Here is a 21,922-nt window from a genome sequence, read left to right on the forward strand (position 1 = left end):
ATCCATCCCTTCCCCACCCCGTCTCTCCCCAGCCCGCCCCTTGCGCCACCGCCCGCAAAACCCGCACCCATGCTGTCGCAGGGCCATTTGCACGAGATCCACGCCGGTCTTCAGGATTGGGCGGCGGCGCTGGGCTTTGTGCTGGGCGGCTTTGGCGCCAAGGCGGGCCTGCCGCTGGTGCTGGTGCGCAGCCCGCGCGGCATCGCCAAACATCTGCGCCTGCATGGCGAAGGGCTGCTGGCGCTGGGGATCGATCCGGCGCGGCTGTTGATTGTGGAGGCGGGCGACGAACAGGACATGTTGCGCGCGGGGCTGGATGCGGCGCGTTCGTCGAAACTGGCGGGCGTGGTGCTGGAAAGCTGGGGCAAGCTATCGGCCTATGATCTGACCGCCAGCCGCCGTCTGGTGCTGGCGGGTGAGCGTTCGGGCGTGGGGGTGGCCGTGCTGCGCGGCGATGCCCCGCCCCGCCCCAGCGCGGCACGCTGCCGCTGGGGGCTACGTGCCCTGCCATCGTCCCCGCAACCTGCCAAATCGCTGGGCATGCCGGCCATAGAGGTGGAATTACAACGCCAGCGCGGCGGCGCGGCGGGAATGTCTTGGAGAATGGAATGGGATAAAGAGCATGGCATTTTCCGCCCCACCACCGATAGCGCCGAATATGACAGCGCGCCGCCATCTGGCGCTGTGGTTCCCTTTCCTGCCTTCCGAGCGGGTTAAGCCGCTTGGCGAGACCAACCCCTTTGCACTGGTGGAACGGCAGGCCAATGCCTTGCGCCTCTCCGCGCTTTGCCCGCTGGCGGCGCGCAATGGTCTGGCGGTGGGCATGCCTCTGGCCAATGCCCGCGCGCGTTTTCCCCAATTGATCACCGCCCCCCATGACCGGCAGGCTGACCATCAGGAACTGGCCCGCCTTGCCACGCGCATGATGCGCTTCACGCCGCTGGTCACCCTTGATCCGCCCGACGGACTGCTGCTGGATATCACCGGCTGCGCGCATCTATGGGGCGGAGAGGAAGCCATGGTCGATGCCGTAGCCAGCGATGCCGCCGTGCTGGATGCAGGCTATAGTTTGCGCGGCGCGCTGGCCGATCATGCCGCCGCGGCGCGGGCCTTGGTGCGATACGGACGGGGGCAAAGGGATGTGCGCGCCCTGCCTCTGGCCGCGCTTGAACTGGACAGCGATGCCACACGCGGGCTGGAGCGGGCGGGGCTGAAAAACATTGGCGATCTGGCCACACGCCCGATGGCCGCTATCGCCGCGCGCTTCGGGCAAGGCGCCGTGGTGGCCCTGCGCCGCCTGCTGGGCGAGGAAGCCGCCCCCACTGCACCCTTGCGCAACATGGCACCTTTACGCTTTGAACGCAGCTTTGCCGAGCCGGTGGCGCTGCAAGCCACGATTGCCGCCTGTTTCCGCGATCTGTTGCTACAGGCCGCCCAAGTGCTGGAACAGCGCGCGCTGGGCGGGCGCGCCTTTCGCCTGATCCTGCATCGCAGCGATGGCCTGCGCCAGCATCTGGACATCACCACCAGCCAGCCCACCCGCGACCCCGCCCCCGTGCTGCGCCTGTTTGACGAACGCATTGCCGCGCTGGCCGATCCGCTGGACCCCGGCTTTGGCTATGACCGCATCACGTTGCTGGTGCCCGCCACCCAGCCCTTATCCGCGCGCCAGTCGGATCTGACAGGAGAGGGCGAGGAGGATCATGCGCTGGCCGATCTGGTGGACCGCCTCAGCACCAGACTGGGGGCCGAACGCATCTATCGCCTTGCCCCGCGTGACAGCCATATTCCCGAAAGATCGCAGCGGCGCCTGCCCGCCCTGCACCACAGCACGCCCAAGCCATGGCCCGCGCCCGACAGGGAGGAAGTGCCCTTGCGCCCGCTGCTGCTGTTCGATCCGCCTCAGCCCGTCACCGCCATGGCCAGCGTGCCCGATGGCCCGCCCCTGCGTTTCCGCTGGCAGGGGCAATTGCATGAAGTGGTGCTGGCCGAAGGGCCCGAACGCATCGCCCCCGAATGGTGGCGCCTGCCTCAAGGCCATTTGACCGACCATGGCGGGCTGACCCGCGATTATTACCGCGTGGAAAATGCGGAAGGTAACCGCTTCTGGCTGTTCCGCCACGGGCTTTATCAAGAGCGGCACAATCCCGCATGGTATCTGCACGGCATTTTCGCGTGATGTATTGCGAGACCATCGCCGCCACGGCCTATAGTTTCTTGCGCGGGGCATCGCATCCTTCCGAAATGGTGGGCCGTGCCGCCGCCTTGGGCATGGGCGGGATCGGCATTGCCGATCGCAACAGCGTGGCGGGCGTGGTGCGCGCCCATGTGGCATGGAAGGAGATACTGGCCAGCCAGCCTGACTTCCGCCTGATCGTGGGGGCAAGGCTGGTCTTTGCCGATGGCACGCCCGATATCATCGCCTATCCCACCGACCGCGCCGCATGGGGGCGGCTGACCCGCCTGCTGACCTTGGGCAACCGCCGCGCGGAAAAGGGCGATTGCATCCTGCATCTGGGAGATCTGCTCGACCATGCGCAGGGGCAGGCCTTGATCGCCTGCGATGGCGATGCTGCCCTGCTCGCCCGCCTACGCGAGGCCACGCCCCATTGCTGGCTGGCCGCCACCATGCCACGCAGCGGGCGCGACGGGCGCGAACTGGCGCGGCGCATGGCGCTGGGCGAGGCGGCGGGTGTGTCAATTATCGCCAGCAATGACGCGCTTTATGCTGGCCCTGATTGCCGCCCCTTGCAGGACATCATGACCTGTATCCGCGAAGGCATTGCGGTGCAGACCGCAGGCCGCCTGCTCTCCGCCCATGCCGAGCGTTATTTGAAATCCCCCGCCGAAATGGCCCGCCTGTTTGCCCCCTGCCCTCAGGCGATCGAGGCAACGCAGGATCTGTTTTCCGCCATCAGCTTCACGCTGGATGCCTTGAAATATGAATATCCCCATGAGCCGGTGGCGCCGGGCCATACGCCGCAAAGCTGGCTGGAGGAACTGGTCGAGCGCGGCGGGCGGCAACGCTTCCCCGATGGCCTGCCCCCCCGCTATCGCACCACGCTGGCCGAGGAATTCAAGCTGATCGCCGCGCAGAATTACGCGCCCTATTTCCTGACCGTGCATGATATTGTCGCCCATGCCCGCAGCCTTGATCCGCCCATCCTGTGTCAGGGGCGGGGCAGCGCAGCCAATTCGTTGGTATGCTATTTCCTTGGCATCACGCCGGTCGATCCGGTGGAGCAGAAGCTGTTGTTCAGCCGCTTCCTGTCCGAAGCCCGCGATGAACCGCCCGATATCGATGTCGATTTCGAACATGAGCGGCGCGAGGAGGTGATCCAATATATCTATGCCCGCTATGGCCGTGACCGCGCCGGCATTGCCGCCACCGTCATCCATTACCGCCCGCGCAGCACCCTGCGCGAGGTGGGCAAAGCCTTGGGATTAAGCGAGGATGTGACGCAGCACCTGTCGGGCACGATCTGGGGCAGCCATGGCCGCGATCTGCCCGAAAGCCGGATCACCGAGGCGGGGTTTGACCCCGACAATCCCGAAATCGCCCGCCTGCGCGATCTGGTTGCGCAAATGCTGAATATGCCGCGCCACCTTTCGCAACATGTCGGCGGCTTTGTGCTGACACAGGGGCGGCTCGATGAAATGGTGCCGATCCATAATGCCGCGATGGAGGAGCGCACTTTCATCGAATGGGACAAGGATGACATTGACGCGCTGGGGCTGATGAAGGTCGATGTGCTGGCGCTGGGCATGCTGACCTGCATCCGCAAGAGTTTTGATCTGATGCGCCGCCACGGGCTGGGCGATTACACGCTGGCCACGGTGCCGCGCGAGGACGAGGCGACTTACAACATGCTGAGCCGCGCCGATTCCATCGGCACGTTTCAGGTGGAAAGCCGCGCCCAGATCGCCATGTTGCCTCGCATGAAGCCGAAATGCCTGTATGATCTGGTGATCCAGGTGGCGATTGTGCGCCCCGGCCCCATTCAGGGCGGAATGGTCCACCCCTATCTGCGCCGCCGCAATGGCGAGGAAAAGGTGGTGTTCCCCAGCCCCGCCCCGCCGCATGATCCCCATGAATTGCGCGAGGTTCTGGGCAAGACTTTGGGCGTGCCTTTGTTTCAGGAACAAGCGATGAAGCTGGCGATGGTCGCCGCCGGTTTCTCGCCGGTCGAGGCCGATAAATTGCGCCGATCCATGGCCGCCTTTCGCAAGAAGGGCGTGGTGAGCATCCATCAGCAGCCGATGATCGAAGGCATGGTCAAACGCGGCTATGAGCGCGAATTTGCCGAAAGATGCTTCAAACAGATCGAGGGCTTTGGCGAATATGGCTTTCCCGAAAGCCATGCACAGGCCTTTGCATGGCTGGCCTATGTGTCGAGCTGGCTCAAATGCCATGTCCCCGCCGCTTTCACCGCCGCCTTGCTCAATTCGCAGCCGATGGGTTTTTATGCGCCTGCGCAGCTGGTGGGTGATGCAAGGGCGCATGGGGTCAAGGTCCGCCCGATCGATGTGGGCGCGTCGGATTGGGATAGCACGCTGGAGGGCGAGCGTATCCTGCGGCTGGGCCTGCGCCAGATCATCGGCTTTCGCGCCGAATGGGCGGGTGCGATCGTGGCGGCGCGTGAGACAAGCCCCTTTATCAGCCTTGAGGATCTGGCCCGCCGCGCGGGGCTGCCCTCGCGCGCCATGGCGCTATTGGCCGATGCCGATGCGCTGGGATCGCTGGAACAAAGCCGCCGCAAGGCAGGCTGGGACGTGCGCCGCCTGCCCGCGCGCCAGCTGGACCTGTTTGCCGCGATGCAGGCGCCCGAATTGGGGGCCGAGGCCGACCCTGCCCTGCCGCCGGTTACCCCCGCCGAACAGGTCACCGGCGATTACCAGACCACCCGCCTCTCACTGCAAGGCCATCCGGTGCAATTCCTGCGCGAGGCTTTGACGCAGGAAGGCGTGCTGAGCTGCGCGCAGGTCAATGCCGCCAAGGATGGCGCGCGCGTGGCCTGTGTGGGCGCGGTGCTGGTGCGGCAAAGGCCGGGCAAGGGCAATGCGGTGTTCATTACCATCGAGGACGAGACCGGCATCGTCAACGCGCTGATGTGGGCGCGCGATTTTGAAGAGCAGCGCGCCGCCGTGATGGGCGCGCGGCTGATGCGGATTGATGGCGAGGTGCAGCATAGCAAGGAAGGCGTGGTGCATCTGATGGCCAAAAAGGTGGCCAACCGCACTTCCATGCTCACCGGATCTTCGGCCAAGGCGCCTCCGGTGCGTGCGCGCCATCCAAGGCAGGTGCGCCTGCTGCCGCCATCGCGCGATTTCCATTGAAACTGGGTTAAATGACGTAGGCGGGCCAAGGGCCTCCTTCTGTCCGCCAGCCGGAAAAACGGCGCTTTCCCGCCGCCCCCACCCGCAGAAATCCGCCATTCCTTGGCGCAACTTCCGGCAGGCGAACAGGCGCGACAAGCCGCGCCAAGGCGGCGCCTGTGCCAGCGTAGCCTCCCCCTGCCCACCCGGCTTGCGCCAAGCATCGGGCCAAAAACAAAAATCCGGCCAGATCAGGCGCATTCCATCATGAGGACCAAACCTATGAAGCTGCTGCAACTGCTCCCATCCACATGTATCGCCGCCATCGCCATTGCCAGCGCGCCTGCCTATGCGGCTGACGCCCCCGCAGAACAAGCGGCCTCCTCCGGCGGGCTGGACGCGATTGTCGTGACCGCACAGCGCCGCGAGGAAAAGCTGCAGGATGTGCCGGTAGCGGTTACCGCTTTCAGCCCCGCCATGATCCGCCAGCTCAACATCAATGACGCGATCCAGACGTCCAAATTCGTGCCCGGCATGATCTCGGGCCATAATGCGGGTCTGGGCGCGGCCAATGCCTATTATCTGCGCGCGCTGGGCAACAGCCAGTCGACCGCGACCTTTGACGCGCCGGTCACCACCTATGTCAACGACATGTATATCGCGCGCCAGAACGCCAACAATTATGCCTTTTTTGACACCGAACGCGTGGAAATCCTGCGCGGCCCGCAAGGCACTTTGTTTGGCCGCAACACCACCGGCGGCGCGGTCAATGTCATCCTGCGCAAGCCTGCCGACCATTTTGCCGCCAGCGGCGAAGTGACCGGCGGCTCCTATGACCGCTATACCGCCAAGGCCACCGTGGACCTGCCGGTGTCGGAAAAGGTGCTGACCAAGCTATCGGGTTTCTACATCAAGGATGGTGGTTACCTGCATAACATCACCACCGGCGAAAAAATGAATGGCGAGAAGAACTGGGGCCTGCGCGGCGATATCCGTTTCAAGCCCAGCGCCGCGCTGACCATCGACCTTGCCGCCGAACATAGCAGCAATGCGGGCACCTATGCCGGCCTGCGCAGCGTGGCGGGCACCAGCCCCTATGTGGTCAATGGCACCAGCGTTCCGGTCTTCTATGAAACCGCCGCAGGCCTGCGCAAGACCGACTGCACCCAGAACAACATCAACACCTTGCTGACCACCGGCAAGGGCGCCTGCAACCTGACTACGGTCACCTCGGTCAGCGCCAATGTCGCCTATGACACCGGCTCTGGCATGTTGACCTATATCGCCGGTTGGCGCCGGATGAACCAGGGCTACATCAACCAGTATGATGCCAACACGGTGAACCCCTATGCCGCCTATATTCTGGTGGACAATGGCACCAATGACCAATGGTCGCAGGAGCTGAAATACAACACCGGCCTGTTTGACAACAAGCTGAAGCTGACCACCGGCGTGTTCTATCTGCAGGAAATCAGCAATGACCGGCAGACCACTTTCACCGGCGGCACCACCGCTTTCCGCCCCATTCAGGATTCGATCTATCGCTTCAAGGCCGAAACCGCCGCTTTCTATGCGCAGGGTGATATCAAGCTGGCCGATCCGCTGACGCTGACTGTGGGCGGGCGCTATACGTGGGAAAAGAAGACGCTGCACTTCACCCCCTCGCCCAGCTTCACCGGCCTTGGCTATGGCGATGCCGCTGTGCAGGCCTATGGCATCCCCTTGGCGCAGAGCGTGAACAAGTTCACCCCGCGTTTTGCCCTGAACTACAAGGTCGCGCCCGATGTGATGCTGTTTGCCTCGGCCACCAATGGTTTCAAGTCGGGCGGGTGGAACGGCACCGCCGCCATCCCCAGCAGCGCGGTCACTTTCCGCCCCGAAAAGACCTGGTCCTATGAAGCGGGCATGAAGTCCGAATTCCTCGACCACAAGTTGCGCGTCAACATCACCGGCTATATCGCCCGCACCAGCGACCTGCAGGCCACCGCCGCCGTGCTCAGCCCGGTAACCGGCACGATTGCCCAATTGCCCTTCAACGCGGGCACGCAAAAGGTGCAAGGGGTGGAAATCGAGACCTCGGCCAAGCTGGGTGATTTCACCCTGTTTGCCAATCCCTCGTTCATGAAGGCCAAATACACCTATATCAGCCCCGCCACCACCGCGCTGACCACCGCGCTCAGCCCCGTGCGTGCGCCCACCTTCCAGATCAGCAGCGGCGTGCTGTATGAAAAGTCGGTGGATGCGATCAAGGGCACGATTGGCCTTTCGGCAGCATGGCGTCACAACTCGCCCTATTGGGTGGCAGTGCTCAACACCACCCATACGCAGACCGAGGACTTCCTTGATCTGGGGGTCACCTATCGCACGGCGAATGACAAGATCACCGTGGGCTTCGATGTGGCCAATGTGACCGACCAGAAGACGGTCACCGCCAACTTCCTCTCGCTCTTCCCCGGCGATCCGCGTCGCTACACCGTGCGGGTGAAGTTCAAGATGTAACAAGCCTTTCCGGCAGGCGGGGGCCACCTCCTCCGCCTGCCGGATAATTGCGCCGCCAAAGTGGTCATGCCCCGCCCTGCCCGTCAGCTTGGAACAAACCCTCCTTGGCCAGCGCAGGAAGTGCATTTGAGATGACCATCATCGGCACCAGAATGATCCGTGAAGACAAAACCGCCCGCCAGATCTTTGAAGAGGTGATGGCCAATCCCGCCCGCAGCAAATTCGGCTTTGGCGAGAAAGTGGCGATCGTGAACATCGACTTTCAGAACGCCTATACGCGGATCGACCGTTACAAGACCGCCTATGAAACCGACCCGCGCCAGATCGAATATGTGAACACGATCAGCGCGCTGGCCCGCAAAAAGGGTATGCCGGTGGTCTGGACCCATGTGGCCTATGCGCAGGACGCATCAGACGCAGGCGTATGGGGCACGCGCACCAACACGCCCGATTCCCTGCAAAACATCAAATATGACAGCGACCGCCACGCCTTTGACGAGCGCTGCGACATTGCGCCTTCCGACACGGTTTATACCAAGCGCATGCCCTCGCCCTTCTTTGAAACGCCGCTGCAAAGCCTGCTGGTGTGGCACAAGGTGGACACGGTGGTGATCACCGGCGGCTCCACCTCGGGCTGTGTACGCGCGGCGGCGGTGGATTCGCTCAGCCGTGGCTATCGCACCATCGTCCCCATCGAATGCGTGGCCGACAAGCATGAGTCCTATCACTTCGCCAATCTCACCGACCTGCAACTCAAATATGCCGATGTGGAACCGGTACAGAGTGTGATCGACTGGCTGGAGGGTCGCGCCGATGCGTGAGGGTGCCCCCGATCCCGAACTCTATGACTTCACCCCCTATCGCGCCCGCAAGCCTATCGTGTGGCCGGGGGGCAAGAAGGTGGCGGTCTGGGTTTCGCCCAATCTGGAATATTACGAGATAGACCCGCCCGCCAATCCCCACCGCAAAAGCTGGGCCAAGCCCCATCCCGATGTAGTGGGCTATGCGCATCGCGACCATGCCAATCGCGTGGGCCACTGGCGCATGGCCGATGTGATGAGCAAGCATGGGTTCAAAGGCTCGGTCAGCCTATCGGTCGCCCTGTGCCAGCATCACCCCGATGTGGTGCAGGACGCCAATGCGCGCGACTGGGAGTTTTTCAGCCACGGCATTTACAACACCCGCTATTCCTATGGCATGGACGAGGCGCAAGAGCGCGCCATCATCGAGGATTCCATCCGCACCGTGCGCGAGGCCACCGGCCAGACCATCCGTGGCTGGCTGGCGCCCGCGCTGACGCATACGCCGCGCACGCTGGATCTGATCGCCGAATATGGCATGGATTACACTTGCGACCTGTATCACGACGACCAGCCCTTTCCGGTCAAGGTCGCCAAGCGCCGCCTGCTCTCCATACCCTATAGCCTTGAGGTCAACGACCACTATGGCTTCTTCATCTATAACATGAGCCCGCGCGACTATGCCCAGACGCTGATCCGGCAGTATGAGCGGCTCGCGGCGGAGGAAAGCGGCACGGTGATGTGCATTCCGCTCCATTCCTATCTGATCGGTCAACCCCATCGCATCGGCGCGTTTGAAGAAGTGCTGCGCCATATTGCCGCCGATGCTGGCGAAGGTGGACGGGCATGGATCACACGCGCAGGCGATATTGCCGATGCCTGGTATGCGTCCCAACAGGAGGACGGCCAATGAGCCTTGACCCCTTCTATCTGACCTATCCCAAGCGCGCCGTGGGCTATGACCATGGCCTGTATGACTACGCCCCCCTCGCCCAACGTGCTCCGGTGCAATGGCCAGAGGGCAAGCGCGTGGCCGTGTGGTTCACGGTCAGCCTTGAATGGTTCCCGATTACCCCATCGGACACGCCCTTCCGCGCGCCGGGCCATATGCAAACCGCCTATCCCGATTACCGCCACTATACGGCGCGGGATTATGGCACACGGGTAGGCTTCTATCGCCTGCTCGATGCGTTCGCCAAAGTGGGAGCCAAGGTCTCGGTGGCCACCAATGCCGCCATTGCCCAGCGTTATCCGCAGATCATCGCGGATATCATCTGCGCGGGGCACGAGATCATCGCCCATAGCACCGATATGAACGGCACCATCGCCTCCACCCTGCCGGTGGAGCAGGAGCGCGCTCTGATCGCGGAAAGCCTTGCCACGCTGGAAAAGGTCAGCGGCACCCGTCCGCGTGGCTGGCACTCGATCGCCCGTTCACAATCCTTTGCCACGCTGGATCTGCTCAAAGAGGCAGGTCTGGACTATTGCGTGGACTGGGTGAATGACGAAATGCCCTATGCTTTTGGCAATGGGCTGGTCAGCATCCCGCTCAACCATGAATTGTCCGACCGGCAAATCATCAATGTGCAGCAGCAGTCGGTGGATTCCTATGCCACCCAGGTGCTGGACGCCTATGACTGGCTGAAGGCCGAGGGCGAAGCCGCGCACAGCGGGCGGATGCTGCCCTTGCATCTCACGCCCTATATTATCGGCCTGCCCTATCGCATGGACGCTTTCGAAGCCCTGCTGGCAGAGCTGGCCGCCCGCCCCGACACCTGGTTCGCGCGCGGCGCGGACATCCTTGACGCATACAGGACAAAACCATGAAAGCCTATGAACTTGGGCCCCAGACCGGCCTTGAATCGCTGACCCCCACCACCCGCCCCGATCCGGTGGCCGGCTATGGCGAGGTGGTCTTGAAGGTCCGCCTTGTCGCGCTCAACAACCGCGACATTCAGGTGCTGGAAGGCCGCTATGGAGCCAAGAAGGCCGAAAACCGCATCCCCGTGTCCGAAGGCGTGGGCGAAGTGGTGCAGGTGGGCGAAGGCGTCACCTCGGTCGCTCTGGGGGACCGTGCGGTGTTTGCCCATTTCGCCAATTGGATCGACGGCGATTTCGCGCTCAACAATTTCGGCACCGATTATGGTATCACCCATGATGGCTGGCTGGCCGAATATATCAAAGTGCCCGGCGCGGCTCTGGTCAAAGTGCCCGACAGCCTTTCCGATGAACAGGTCGCCCCGCTGGCCTCCTCGGCGCTGACCGCGTGGCATGCCGTGGTGGAAGTGGGCAAGGTCAAGGCTGGCGATACGGTGCTGGCTTTGGGCACGGGCGGCGTGGCGATCTGGGCGCTGCAAATTGCCAAGGCGGCAGGCGCAAAAGTGGTGATCACCTCTTCCAGCGACGAAAAGCTGGAACTGGCGCGCAAGCTGGGCGCGGATGTAACCATCAATTATCGCAAGACCCCCGATTGGGCCAGCGAAGTGCAAAAGGCCACCGGCGGGGCGGATATAATCGTCGAAACCGGCGGCACCGGAACGCAGGCGCAAAGCGTGCTGGCGGCGGCTGCCAATGGGCGGATTGTGTTTATCAGCGTCGCCCCTGCCGAGGGCGCCCCTGCCCCCAATGTGGGCCTGATCATCTACAAGAATCTGGTGCTGAAAGGCATTGCCGAGGGCAGCCGCGCCATGCTGGCCCGCCTGCTGCGCGCGATTGAACTCCACCAGATCCAGCCGGTGATCGACAGCACCTTTACCTTTGACGATGTGCCCGCCGCCTATGCCTATCTCAAATCAGGCAGCCATGTGGGCAAGGTTCTGATCCGCGTTGCGGATTAATCTGTCAGGATTTTCTTATCCTGCCATGCTATAGGCCAAAGGGCGGTTCTTGACGGAGCCGCCCTTTTCCTTTGGGAGCCTTGCCTGATGATCCCTCGCCTGACGCTTGCGGCCCTGTTACTGTCCACCACCGGCTGCGTTTCGACCGTGACCAGCGTGGTCAAAGCCCCGTTTCAGGTGGCGGGCAAGGCGGTGGACTGGACCACCACCAGTCAGGACGAGGCCGACCGCAACGCAGGGCGCAAGGCGCGCAAACAGCAAGAGCGCGAGGAAAAGGAAGCGCGCCGCAACCGCAACGATTAATCGCGCCCCTTGGGGTATGGCCCCATGGTCAAGAGCAGCAGGGACCCCGCCAGAATGCAGCCCACCCCGCTCCACAGCGCAGGGGCATAGCTGCCCAGACTGTCAAACACATGGCCATAGACCGCAGGGCCTACCCCGCCGCCAATGGCGATCACGATATAGAACACACCATAGATCGATCCATATTGCCGCCGCCCGAAATAACGCGCGATAAGATAGGCCAGCAGGTCGAATTCAAACCCTGTGCCCAGCCCCATGCCGATGATCGACACCACGGCCCAAGTGGGGGAAATGCTGCTTCCCGCCAATAGCGCGTTACCCAGCATGGGCAGCGAAAAAACCACCAAGGCGCTGCCCGGCGCCCAAAGGCGATCAAGCAGCCAGCCCCCGCCCACGCGCCCCGCAATCACGGCAAGGCCGAAACTGGCCGTGATCCCGCCAATCTGCGGCAGGGTGAAATGATGGGTTTTGAGGATATTTTCCATGTTCGGCGTGGTGGCGGTCAAGGCAAAGGCCAGCAGCAGGAAAGCCCCCGCCATCACCCAGAACTGCCTTTCGCGCAGAGCCTCGCGCAAAGTGACACCCGGTTCCACACCCTCCTCGCCCATCGCGGCCAAGGCAGGGCGCGCCGGTTCGCGGAACAGCCAATAGATCAAGGGCAGCGCCACCAGCACCGGCAAAGCCCCCACCACACCCACCGCCACACGCCAGCCATAGGCGCCGATCAGCCATGCCGTCAGCGGCTTGACCATAAAGGCGGTCAGCCCCGTGCCCGCGCTTACCACGCCCAGCGCCAGACCGCGTTGACGGGCAAACCAACTGTTGATCACGCGGGTCCATGTCGCGGTTAGCGTGCCCGCGCCCACAATGCTCATCACCACCCATTGCGCATAAAACATCCAGAGCGAGCCCTGCGCCAGCGCCAGACTCATGAAGGCAAGGCCGAACAAAGGCACCGACCAAAGCGCAACCTTTCGCGCGCCAAAACGGTCCAGCGCAAAACCGGCGGCAGGGCCGGACGCCACCACCACCAGCGATTGCACGGTCACGCTGGTCATCATCTGGGTAAAGGTCCAGCCGAATTCCTTGGCCAATTCCGGCGCAAACATCCCGATCGTGTAAAAGGGCAGCGGGCTGAGCCCCAACGCCAGCCCGATCATACCGGCCACCACCACGCCCCAACCTCGGCCTGAATCGCGCATATCGGGAGAGTAGGCCAAGGAAAGGTCCTTTCGAATTTGCCCGACCAGCGGATGAAGTGCGGCGCCACCATGTCGGGCGGGGGCAGCTATGGGAGGTTTGCGTAGAACACTAGTCCGGCCCGCCGCTCCGGTCGCTGCGTAATCTATCGCAGGGCGGACAGAGCCGACAAATCACGAGGTCCGCCATGCCCGAAAATGCCCCTTTTGCTGCCTCCCGCTTCTATGTGCAGGCGGGCGACAGGCTGGTGCATGTCCGACAGGCGGGCAGAGGCCCTGCGGTGGTCATGCTCCATGATTCGCCGCGTTCCTCGCGCCTGCATCTGCCCACGATGGCGGCGCTGGCGGATCGCTATACGGTGTTTGCGCTGGATACGGCGGGCTATGGCCTGTCGGACCCTATCGACCTGCCTGCGCCGCGTATCGAGGATTTCGCCACAGCCTTGGGCGAGGCGCTGGCGGCGCTGGGGCTGGAGAAGGCGCCGCTCTATGCCACCCATACCAGCGCCAAGATCGCGCTGGCCTATGCCGCGCGCTGCCCTGCGATGCCGCGCCTGATCCTTGATGGCCTGTCGATGCCGGAGGTTTTGGCCGAGGAAGGTTTCATCGCCGCCTATATGCGCCCCTTCCGCCCCGAAGCCAGCGGGGGCTATCTGGCCAGCGAATGGGGGCGGTTGCGCGATATGCTGCGCTGGTTCCCGTGGTTTGCCACCAATCCAGCACAGCGCATGACCATCCCCGCGCCCGATGCGGATTGGATGGCCGACTATGCCATCGACCTGTTCAGCGCGGGCGAGCATTATTCCGACGCCTATGCCGCCGCCATGCGTTACGATCCCGCGCCCGATCTGGCGCGGGTGGCCGTCCCTACCATCGTGGCGGCGCGGCAGGATGATGTGCTGCATGGCTATCTGCCCCGCGCGGCGGAAAGCGGTAACCCACAAGTCACCACCCAAAGCCTGCCTGCGGATCGGAGGGCTTGGCTGGACTGGCTGGCGCAGGCCTTTGCGGTGGAAGGCCAAGCCGCCCCCGCCCCGCCAGCCCAGAGCGGCGCGCGGCGCTATACCAGCCATGCGCAAGGGCCAATACATTGGACGGTATCAGGTACAGGAGAAGGCACGCCATGGGTGATCCTGTCCGCCCCCACCACTTTGCACGCCCATCGCTGGGCTACGGCGCTAAACGGTCCCTGCCTTGTGCCCGATCTGCCCGGTTTCGGGGAAAGCGATCCGGCCACGGATATTCTCGAAGCGTTGGAGGCTGGCCTGCGCGAGATGGGCATAAACGAGGTGCAAGTGCTGGGCCTAGGCGTGGCCTCGCCTTTGGCCGCCGCGCTGGGGAAAAACATCGGGGCAAAGCGTTTGGTGGTCGATGGCCTGCCTCCGCTCGATCCCGAAGCCGCGGCGCGCTTTGGCGAAGGCCTGTGCCCGCCCATCCCCTTTGACCCGCTGGCGGGCAGCCATAACCACCAGATCTGGCACATCTTGCGCGATGGCGAGGCGCAATGGCCGTGGCATGCCGCCTCCCCCGCCGCGATCCGCCAATTGCCGCCCATGCTGGAAGCCGATGGGCTGCATCAGGCGCTGACCGGCGTGTTGAAACAACCGCTGCATTGGGGCGATGCCGCAAATGCCGCGCTGGCCTTGGGGCGGCAGGTCTGGGCTGACCTTACCCTGCCTGTGCAGGCCTTCACCCATGCCGACCCTGCCTATGCCGATGCCCCGCAATTGGCGGCGCTCTGCGGTGCCCGTCTGGCGCCCCGCCCCGACACTCTGGCGCAAGCCGCCGCTCTGCTGGAGACTGTATGAACCAAGCCGCCTCCCCCCGAACGCCTTCGGCCGCTTACGCATGGTATGCGGTCGCGCTACTGACCTTTGCTTATGCGCTGGCCATTCTCGACCGTGTTTCCATCTCGCTGCTGATCGTGCCTTTGCAAAAGGCGCTGCATATCCATGATACCGAATTCGGCCTGTTGCAGGGCATGGCCTTTTCCATCGTCTATTCGCTGCTGGGCCTGCCTTTGGGCCTGATGGTGGACAGGGCGCGGCGGGTGCCGATCATGCTGGGCGGGCTGGTTCTTTGGAGTCTGGCCACGATTGGCTGCTCGCTCGCGCAAAGCTTCTGGCAATTGTTCATGGCGCGTATGCTGGTGGGCGTGGGCGAGGCCTGTCTGGTGCCGGTGGCCACCTCGCTGATCGCCGATCTGTTCACGCCCGAAAGCCGCCCCAAGGCCTATGGCGTGTTCGTTACCGGATCAACGCTGGGCACGGCGGCGGCCATGGCGCTGTCGGGCGTGTTTCTGGGCTGGGCCGACGGGTTGATCGCGGGGCTTCCCGCCCTGTTTGGCGCGATGCAACCGTGGCAGATCGTGTTCATCCTTTGCGGTGCGCCCGGTCTGGTGCTGGGTTTGGTGCTGGCGCTGACGCTGCGCGAACCGCCAAGGCGCGGCGAAGTGGCCAAGGGCGCGATCAGCCTTGCGCCGGTCTGGCGCCTGTTTGCCGCCCGCCCGCGCGCCTATGGCTGCTTCCTGCTGGGATCGGTGCTCAATCTCACCTGCGTCTATGCCATTGTGGGCTGGTTCCCCGCCCTGTTCATCCGCGTCCATGGCTGGAGCGCGGGCTATACCGGCAAATTGCTGGGCATTAGCAGCCTGCCCATTTCCATCTTTGCCGCCGCCAACAGTGGCTGGGTGATCGTGGCGCTGGCCAAGCGCGGGCATCGCGATGCGCCGGTGCTGGTGGCAGGCGCCTGCGCCGCCTCGATGGTGCTGTTTGGCGTTCCGGCCTGCCTAGCCCCTTCGGCATGGGTGGCGCTGGGCGGCTATTTGCTCAATGCATTCTTCGTCAACTGGAACACATCGGCTGTCTATGCAGGCCTTGCCCAGATCACCCCCAATGGCGCGCGGGCGCAGGTGATGGCGGTGCATACCATCCTGTCGGGTCTGGTGGCGCTGACGGCGGGCAATGCGATTGTGGGCGCTTTGTCCGACCATGTGTTCACCGGCCCCAAGGGGATCGGGCCAGCGCTGGGCACGGTGTTCCTGCTATGCGGTCTGGGGTCGCTGGGTGTTTTGATGGCGGCGCGCGGCGCTTTCCGGGAAGCGGTGGCGGCGCAAGAATAAGGGGGCGGCGTTACCCGCCCCCCCTTGAACATTAACGCTTCAACTCAACCAGTTCATACCAAGTCTGCATATAGCCGCCGACGCCGCCCTGCACGAAAATGGCGTCGTCATCGGCCGTTACCCACACGTCATAGGGCGGATGCGCATGGCCGCCCGCGCCCACCATGCCACCATCGGGATCGGTAAACTGATAGTGGTGGCATTCAAACATGCCAGCCTTCACGCTCACCGTCTCGGTCTTCACATAGCCCAGCTTGATCACCGATTCCGCGATAAAGGGCGGCGTGGCCCCGCGATGGTCGGGCGAAGGCAGGAAGCAGCGGAAATTGCGCGGCTCGGTGGTGGAGCGGTCAATCTTGCGGGTGATATAGGCGTCGGCCACGATGGGATGCGTGCCGAAACCGTCATAGGCACCATTGGTGGCCATCTTCTGCGATACGCGGCCAATGCTGGGGCCATAGCTCTCGCATTCGATTCTGTCGGCATCCATCAGGAACAAGCCCGCGCCCATGAACTTGTCGCCAACCGTCAGGCGAACGAAGCAGTCCGTGGGCATGTCATGGGCATCAAGGCTATAGGTGATGTCGCGGTGGACGGTGGGCGCGGGTTCGTCGATCTCGCAGCGGGCGCGCAGCGTCTTGCGGCCATCGCTGTGATGGGTCCAGGTGAAAAATTCGCGACCCCGCTCCTCGCCCTCACGGCCCGGTTTGCGCGAGGTATATTGGATGGCGCCCGTAATGGTGCGATGCTGTTGCAAGGTTTTCTCCTTTGGAAAGGGGTTAGACCGGCGTGCCAAGGCCGAGGAAACAGGCGACCAGCACCAGCACCCAGATGACCTGCACCGTGGGCGTGGTGCGGCCCAGCACGCGGGCGATGATGGCGTCGGTTTCGGGCGTGGCGCCCGTCGACTTCATGGCGATAATGGCGGGGAACAAGGGGACCAGTTGGACCCGAACAACAAGGCCGATGACAATGCAGGCCGCCAACACCAGCAATTTGAGCGCGATAAACAAAGGCATCGCGACCACGCCAGCAATGCCCGCCAGCCCCGCAACCGCCAAAGCCGCCAGCACGATATAGCGCACAGCAATATCCATACGCTTATAGGCCGCACCCGCCGGACCATGCTTCACATGCACCGCCCATGCCAGCGCCAGCCATGTCAGAAAGCCCAGCCACACCGGCCCTAGCCAGACAGGCGGCACCGCCAGCCAGCCCTTGGCCACGCCCAGCGTAAAACCGGTGGGAAAGGCAAGAATCAAAGTCGTGCGCGGGGCCATGTCGATATTGTTGAGAATGGTCAGCGCCAGCATCCGTTCGGGCACACTGCGCGCAGGGTTAATCAGGAAGCGCGCGCTGTAAAAAGCGCCCAGATCCCCGCCCAGCCAATAGATCGGCACCAGAATATGCAGCAGAGTCAGCGCGGTGAGCGTCAAATCCATCGCCTTCACCCTTCCTGATAAAAGGCGAGCATCGCCGCCTTGCGCGCAAGCCGGAAAGCGGGATCATCAAAACGCGGCAGGCCGATGAAGGCAGGACGAGGCAGCGCCTTGGCGGCCTGTTGCGTGCCATCGATCAGGGGATCATTCTCTCCCGCGATCACCAGTGCGTCAGGCTGCACCAAGGGCAAGCGGCCCAAGGCATCCCATTGGAAGGCCGCGCGATAATTGCGATGATAGGTAGTCGCGCCTTTCAGCACTTCCAGCACCCATGCGTAAAGGTCATTGGGATGGGGCAGGCCGCCGATCCGCTGGTGCGCCTTGTCGCGCTTGTACCACGGGAAGAACAAATATTGGTCGCGGCAGAACTGGAAGATACGCTGGAGATAGGAGCCTTCCAGATCGGGCGTGAAAGGATGGGCGTAATGGACCATAATGTCCGCCAATTCCTCCTCGCCCATCACGCTGATGCCATCCAGCACCACGCGGCCGATGCGTTCGGGCGCCAAAATCGCCAGCTCCGCCGCAATCGCCGCGCCAGTGTGCGATCCATAGACATGCGCCTTGGCCAGCCCCTTGGCATCCATAAAGGCCAGATAGGCCGCCGCCATATCGGGCACGGTCAATTCTTCGGGGCCCAAAGCCTCGCTATCGCCATTGCCCGGCGTATCGGGAGCCAGCACCAGCATCTCGGTGGCGAAATCGGCGATCAGCCCCAGTTGCTGGCGCGAGGAGCCGGGCGAGGCATGGATGACCAGCAGAGGCAGGTTTTCCGCCCCCTGCCCGCCCTCGCCAGCATAGCGATAATGCATCTGGCCATGGGGCAGGTCGACAAAGCCGCGCTTGATACTCATGCCTCGATCACCTCCAGCAGCGCGCCTTCGGGCGTGGTCAGCATGCCGACACGGCGACCGGCATAGAGCGGGCCGTCCATCACGACTGGCTCCACCGCCCAATGGCCATCAAGACGCGCGAAATCGGGGTGGATCATGCTGGTGATCGCTACGCCGGGGGGTAACTCGCCCTCGGCCTTGTCGCGGATGGTGGCGGCGGCGGGATATTGGTCCAGCTCGATAAACACCTCGCCCTGCCATTTCACCGTCACCAGCTCCACCTTCTCGCCCTTGGGCAGGTTGAAGCTTTTGGAGATCATCGAATAATGGATCGCCACCGGCTCGATCACTTCCAGCCCCAGCACATCGCGGAACCATGCGGTGGTGTGGCGCAGATCGGGGCAGGCCAGCACCATGATGAAGGGCCGGTCCACCAGACTGCGCGCGGTGGGCAGGCCATGTTCGGGACCGGATACCAGCATCTGGGTCAGATAGACCACCTCCTTGTCCGCGCCTTTCACCTGCATCGGCTTGACCGTGGCAAAGCCATCAAGGTTCTTGGGCGGGCCGATCACTTCAAAGGGCGAGGCGATCATCTGATCATTCACCGCCATCACATCGGTGACGCAAAGTTCTGTGGCGGCCCAGCCATAGGTCCGGATCGGCTCGTAACCTTTCACCGGCGTGCCTTCGACAAAGCGCAGGAAGGTTTGCGCCCCGCTGGCCGGTTGCAACAACGCATAGGGCTTGCCCGCGCTGGCGGGCGACAGCCACAGGGCGGCAAGTGCTTCGCTCACCACGCCCTGTTCCACCACAGCGTAGCCCATCCATTCGACATAGCGGGCGGCGGCAGCGGCGACATCGGCCACCACCAAAGTGGCGCAGCTCAGCAAGGTCATGCGATAACTCCCGTTTGACGGATCGCCGCCAGCGCATCGGGCGCTTCGGCAAAATTCTTGATGGTTTGGGCCAGACCTTCATGCAGGCTTTCCAGCCCCGCAAAAGCCAGACAAGCCCGCGCCTTGGCATCATGCTGCTGCGGCGTCAGCGGCCATGCCGGTGCGCCCAGTTGCGCGGTGACATGTTCAAACATCTGCGCGCCGTCTTTCAACGTGGCCACCATGCGCGCGGGCACAAAGGCGGCGGCGTCAGGGTTGCTGTCGGCCACCACGCGAATACGCTCTGCCACTGCCAGCACCGCAGGATCGTCCAAAGCCTGCCGGCTGAAATCGTCAAGGCCGATCTGCCCCTTCACCAATACGGTCGCCGCTAGATAGGCTAGACAGAGCCGCGCATAGCCCGGTTCCATCGCGGGCTTGGCAGGGCGGCCGACAAGACGATGGATCAGGGGGGGGGCATGGTATTCAAGCCTGTCCAGATCATCGGCCTTGAGGCCGCGCTCCATCAAAGCCTGCACCGCGACAATTCCGCCATGGCCTGCGCGGCCCGTAGGGAAAGGCTTCCAGCTGACCTCGGTAATGCGATGGCCTTGGTCCAGCAAGGCGATGGCCGCGTCCAATTCCTCTCGCACTTCCATCAGGGGGAAATAGCCGAAAGGCCCCAACAAGGGATCGCGCACGCCGGGCATGCCGCCGCGCGCCAGATCCACCGCCACCAAAGCATTGCGCGCCGCCGCCGCGACTTGCACCGGCAGGGCAGGCTTACCCTCCAGATGGGCCTGCATCGTGCCCGACACCAGCGCCAGCGCATGGCCAAAGGCATCGAGCGCCACATCCCGATCCAGCCCGCGCAAGGCGGCAATCCCCGCCACGCAGCCAAAGATGCCCGCCGTTGCCGGACGGAAGAATTTGAGCGGCCCGGGCGCGGCCAGCCCCAGCGTCACCGCCACATCCACCCCTGCCACAATCGCGGTCAGGAAACGCTCGCCGCTCACCGGCTCGCCGCGTGAGGCCTCAGCCAGCAGGGCCGCCAGCAAAGTGGCCATCGGATGCAGAACCGCCGGTTCATGCACGCAGTCATATTCCTGCCCGTGGATCTGATAGGCATTCACAAAGGCCGCCGAGGCGGCGGGCAAGCGCACATCCGGCCTGCCCAACACACCGCAGTCATTCCCCTGCCCCCAGCCCTGCGCCATGGCCAGCAAAGCGTCGGCATGGGCCCCGCCCACACCGGACACACCCACGGCCAGCGAGTCATGCAGGAAGGTAGCCGCCCGATCCCGCGCCGCCTGTGGCACATCGGCCCAACGCAGGTTCAACGCATGATCGACCAACCGCTCGGCAGGGTTTTGTGCCATCAATGCGGCTCCTCGCCGCCAGAGACATTCATGCTCTCGCCGGTCATATAGACCGCATCATCGCTGCACAGGAAAGCCACCGCGCCTGCGGTATCCTGCGGCAGACCGGGGCGGCCCAGCGGAATGCGCGCAGCCATGCGCTTCAAATATTCCTCCACCGAAACGCCCTGCAACTCGGCGAAATGCTCGTTCTGCCACGCGCCAAGGCCGGTGGTGACATGGTTGGGACACACATTGTTGACCGTAATGCCATGCTCGCCCAGCTCGATCGCTGCCGAACGGGTCAGGCCCACCAGACCATGTTTCGAGGCAGTATAGGCCTGCGCATGGGGGAAGCCGGATTTGGCAGCCTGACTGGCGATATTGATGATGCGGCCACCACGGCCCTGTTTCACCATAATCTCGGCAGCGGCTTGCAGGCCGAACCACGCGCCGGTCAGATTCACATCGATCACCGCGCGCCAATCATCGGGCGATACCTCGGCCAAGGGCTTCATGATATAGCCGATGCCCGCATTGTTGACCCAGATGTCGAGGCCCCCATGGGTGGCCACGGCATGATCGGCCAGAGCCTTCACGCTGGCCGGATCGCGCACATCGCAGACGCAAGTGCTGGCGGGCGATGGCAGGCTGGCCGCAATCGCCTTCATCTCTTCGGTGCCGCCGATCATGGTGTCGGGCGTGGCCGCATCGCGGCTTGCGCCAATGTCGGAGATGACCAGAATGGCCCCCTCCTCGCTCAAGCGCCGCGCAATCGCCTCGCCCAAGCCGCCCTTGCGGCCAGAGCCGGTGACGACCGCCACCTTGCCTGCGAAGCGCCCGCTCATGCCGTGATCTCTTCCGTGGTGATGAAGGTCACATCCACCATGCCCTGAAACGCGGCGGCAACGGCCTGCATCGCTTCGGTGGCCACATCCTTGCCGAACTGCTCCATATCGGCGATGTCCAGCACTTCGATATGGCTGAACGGCGGCTTGGCTTCGCTGCCCAGCAGGCCGGTGGTTTTGAACAGGCGGAACGAATCAATCGAGGGCAGGCCATTGGCCGTGGGCAGGTCCACCGTCTTGGCCCATTCGGTATAAGCTGCCTCGTCCACGCCGGGCTTGAGATTGAACAGGGCAAAGATCCGCATAAAGCCTCCAGAATAGATCAGTCGGGGTTGAATGTGCGGCGCGGGGCGGGCGCTGCATCACCTCTGGCCCAGCCTGTTCGCCTGTCGGTCAGGATCAGGGTGCATTTCGGATGAAGCGCCATTTGGGCTTAGTTTCCGGCGCCATGAACGGGCGATCTTTCGCCCCTGCCCTATCCGATCAAAGGA

General features: G+C 63.5%; 19 protein-coding genes. 11 read left to right on the forward strand and 8 right to left on the reverse strand.

Annotation, left to right across the window (positions count from 1 at the left end; genetic code table 11):
* Positions 1-69 precede the first annotated feature (69 nt).
* The 9 genes from EOE18_RS02805 (at position 70) to EOE18_RS02845 (ending at position 11,755) form a co-directional block, all read left to right on the forward strand.
* A complete protein-coding gene (locus EOE18_RS02805) occupies positions 70-717 on the forward strand; it encodes an ImuA family protein (protein ID WP_127706028.1) in 648 nt (215 codons plus the stop codon).
* Complete coding sequence (locus EOE18_RS02810) at positions 659-2,179, forward strand: Y-family DNA polymerase (RefSeq protein WP_127706030.1); 1,521 nt, start codon at positions 659-661, stop codon at positions 2,177-2,179. The genes EOE18_RS02805 and EOE18_RS02810 overlap by 59 nt, the downstream gene beginning before the upstream one ends.
* On the forward strand, positions 2,152-5,337 hold the full coding sequence (locus tag EOE18_RS02815; RefSeq protein ID WP_127706032.1) for an error-prone DNA polymerase: 3,186 nt from the start codon (positions 2,152-2,154) through the stop codon (positions 5,335-5,337). The genes EOE18_RS02810 and EOE18_RS02815 overlap by 28 nt, the downstream gene beginning before the upstream one ends.
* Before the next feature lie 246 nt (positions 5,338-5,583).
* Complete coding sequence (locus EOE18_RS02820; RefSeq protein ID WP_246027230.1) at positions 5,584-7,815, forward strand: TonB-dependent receptor; 2,232 nt, start codon at positions 5,584-5,586, stop codon at positions 7,813-7,815.
* Between the two features lie 131 nt (positions 7,816-7,946).
* Entirely contained in the window at positions 7,947-8,636 is a 690-nt protein-coding gene (locus EOE18_RS02825; protein WP_181952996.1) for an isochorismatase family protein, read from the forward strand.
* Positions 8,629-9,528 carry a polysaccharide deacetylase family protein gene (locus EOE18_RS02830; protein ID WP_127706034.1) on the forward strand — a complete coding sequence of 300 codons (900 nt, stop codon included), beginning with the start codon at positions 8,629-8,631 and terminating at the stop codon, positions 9,526-9,528. Before EOE18_RS02825 ends, EOE18_RS02830 begins: the two co-directional genes overlap by 8 nt.
* On the forward strand, positions 9,525-10,442 hold the full coding sequence (locus tag EOE18_RS02835; protein ID WP_127706036.1) for a polysaccharide deacetylase family protein: 918 nt from the start codon (positions 9,525-9,527) through the stop codon (positions 10,440-10,442). The genes EOE18_RS02830 and EOE18_RS02835 overlap by 4 nt, the downstream gene beginning before the upstream one ends.
* Positions 10,439-11,452 (forward strand): zinc-dependent alcohol dehydrogenase family protein, encoded by a 1,014-nt coding sequence (locus tag EOE18_RS02840; protein WP_127706038.1) that lies wholly within the window; start codon positions 10,439-10,441, stop codon positions 11,450-11,452. The genes EOE18_RS02835 and EOE18_RS02840 overlap by 4 nt, the downstream gene beginning before the upstream one ends.
* A gap of 87 nt (positions 11,453-11,539) precedes the next feature.
* Positions 11,540-11,755 carry a hypothetical protein gene (locus EOE18_RS02845; RefSeq protein WP_127706040.1) on the forward strand — a complete coding sequence of 72 codons (216 nt, stop codon included), beginning with the start codon at positions 11,540-11,542 and terminating at the stop codon, positions 11,753-11,755.
* Here EOE18_RS02845 and EOE18_RS02850 read toward each other — a convergent pair.
* Complete coding sequence (locus EOE18_RS02850; RefSeq protein WP_246027231.1) at positions 11,752-12,975, reverse strand: MFS transporter; 1,224 nt, start codon at positions 12,973-12,975, stop codon at positions 11,752-11,754. The genes EOE18_RS02845 and EOE18_RS02850 overlap by 4 nt on opposite strands.
* A 167-nt stretch (positions 12,976-13,142) precedes the next feature.
* On the opposite strand from EOE18_RS02850, the gene EOE18_RS02855 reads away from it, so the two are divergent.
* Positions 13,143-14,762: an alpha/beta hydrolase gene (locus tag EOE18_RS02855; protein WP_127706042.1), complete on the forward strand. Its 1,620-nt coding sequence runs from the start codon at positions 13,143-13,145 to the stop codon at positions 14,760-14,762.
* A complete protein-coding gene (locus EOE18_RS02860; RefSeq protein ID WP_127706044.1) occupies positions 14,759-16,075 on the forward strand; it encodes an MFS transporter in 1,317 nt (438 codons plus the stop codon). Before EOE18_RS02855 ends, EOE18_RS02860 begins: the two co-directional genes overlap by 4 nt.
* 31 nt (positions 16,076-16,106) lie before the next feature.
* On the opposite strand, the gene EOE18_RS02865 is transcribed toward EOE18_RS02860, so the two are convergent.
* Genes EOE18_RS02865 through EOE18_RS02895 form a run of 7 tightly spaced genes read right to left on the reverse strand, consistent with a single transcriptional unit; the run spans position 16,107 to position 21,736 of the window.
* On the reverse strand, positions 16,107-16,832 hold the full coding sequence (locus EOE18_RS02865) for a DUF3108 domain-containing protein (protein WP_127706046.1): 726 nt from the start codon (positions 16,830-16,832) through the stop codon (positions 16,107-16,109).
* A gap of 22 nt (positions 16,833-16,854) precedes the next feature.
* Entirely contained in the window at positions 16,855-17,517 is a 663-nt protein-coding gene (locus tag EOE18_RS02870; RefSeq protein ID WP_127706048.1) for a hypothetical protein, read from the reverse strand.
* Between the two features lie 5 nt (positions 17,518-17,522).
* A complete protein-coding gene (locus EOE18_RS02875; RefSeq protein ID WP_127706050.1) occupies positions 17,523-18,368 on the reverse strand; it encodes an alpha/beta fold hydrolase in 846 nt (281 codons plus the stop codon).
* Positions 18,365-19,246, reverse strand: a complete 882-nt coding sequence (locus EOE18_RS02880) for a VOC family protein (RefSeq protein WP_127706052.1) — start codon at positions 19,244-19,246, stop codon at positions 18,365-18,367. Before EOE18_RS02880 ends, EOE18_RS02875 begins: the two co-directional genes overlap by 4 nt.
* Positions 19,243-20,604, reverse strand: a complete 1,362-nt coding sequence (locus tag EOE18_RS02885; RefSeq protein ID WP_127706054.1) for an MmgE/PrpD family protein — start codon at positions 20,602-20,604, stop codon at positions 19,243-19,245. Before EOE18_RS02885 ends, EOE18_RS02880 begins: the two co-directional genes overlap by 4 nt.
* On the reverse strand, positions 20,604-21,431 hold the full coding sequence (locus EOE18_RS02890; protein ID WP_127706056.1) for an SDR family NAD(P)-dependent oxidoreductase: 828 nt from the start codon (positions 21,429-21,431) through the stop codon (positions 20,604-20,606). Before EOE18_RS02890 ends, EOE18_RS02885 begins: the two co-directional genes overlap by 1 nt.
* Positions 21,428-21,736 (reverse strand): REDY-like protein HapK, encoded by a 309-nt coding sequence (locus EOE18_RS02895; protein ID WP_127706058.1) that lies wholly within the window; start codon positions 21,734-21,736, stop codon positions 21,428-21,430. Before EOE18_RS02895 ends, EOE18_RS02890 begins: the two co-directional genes overlap by 4 nt.
* Positions 21,737-21,922 lie beyond the last annotated feature (186 nt).

Origin of the sequence: Novosphingobium umbonatum (assembly GCF_004005905.1) — a bacterium.
GTDB classification, from domain to species: domain Bacteria; phylum Pseudomonadota; class Alphaproteobacteria; order Sphingomonadales; family Sphingomonadaceae; genus Novosphingobium; species Novosphingobium umbonatum.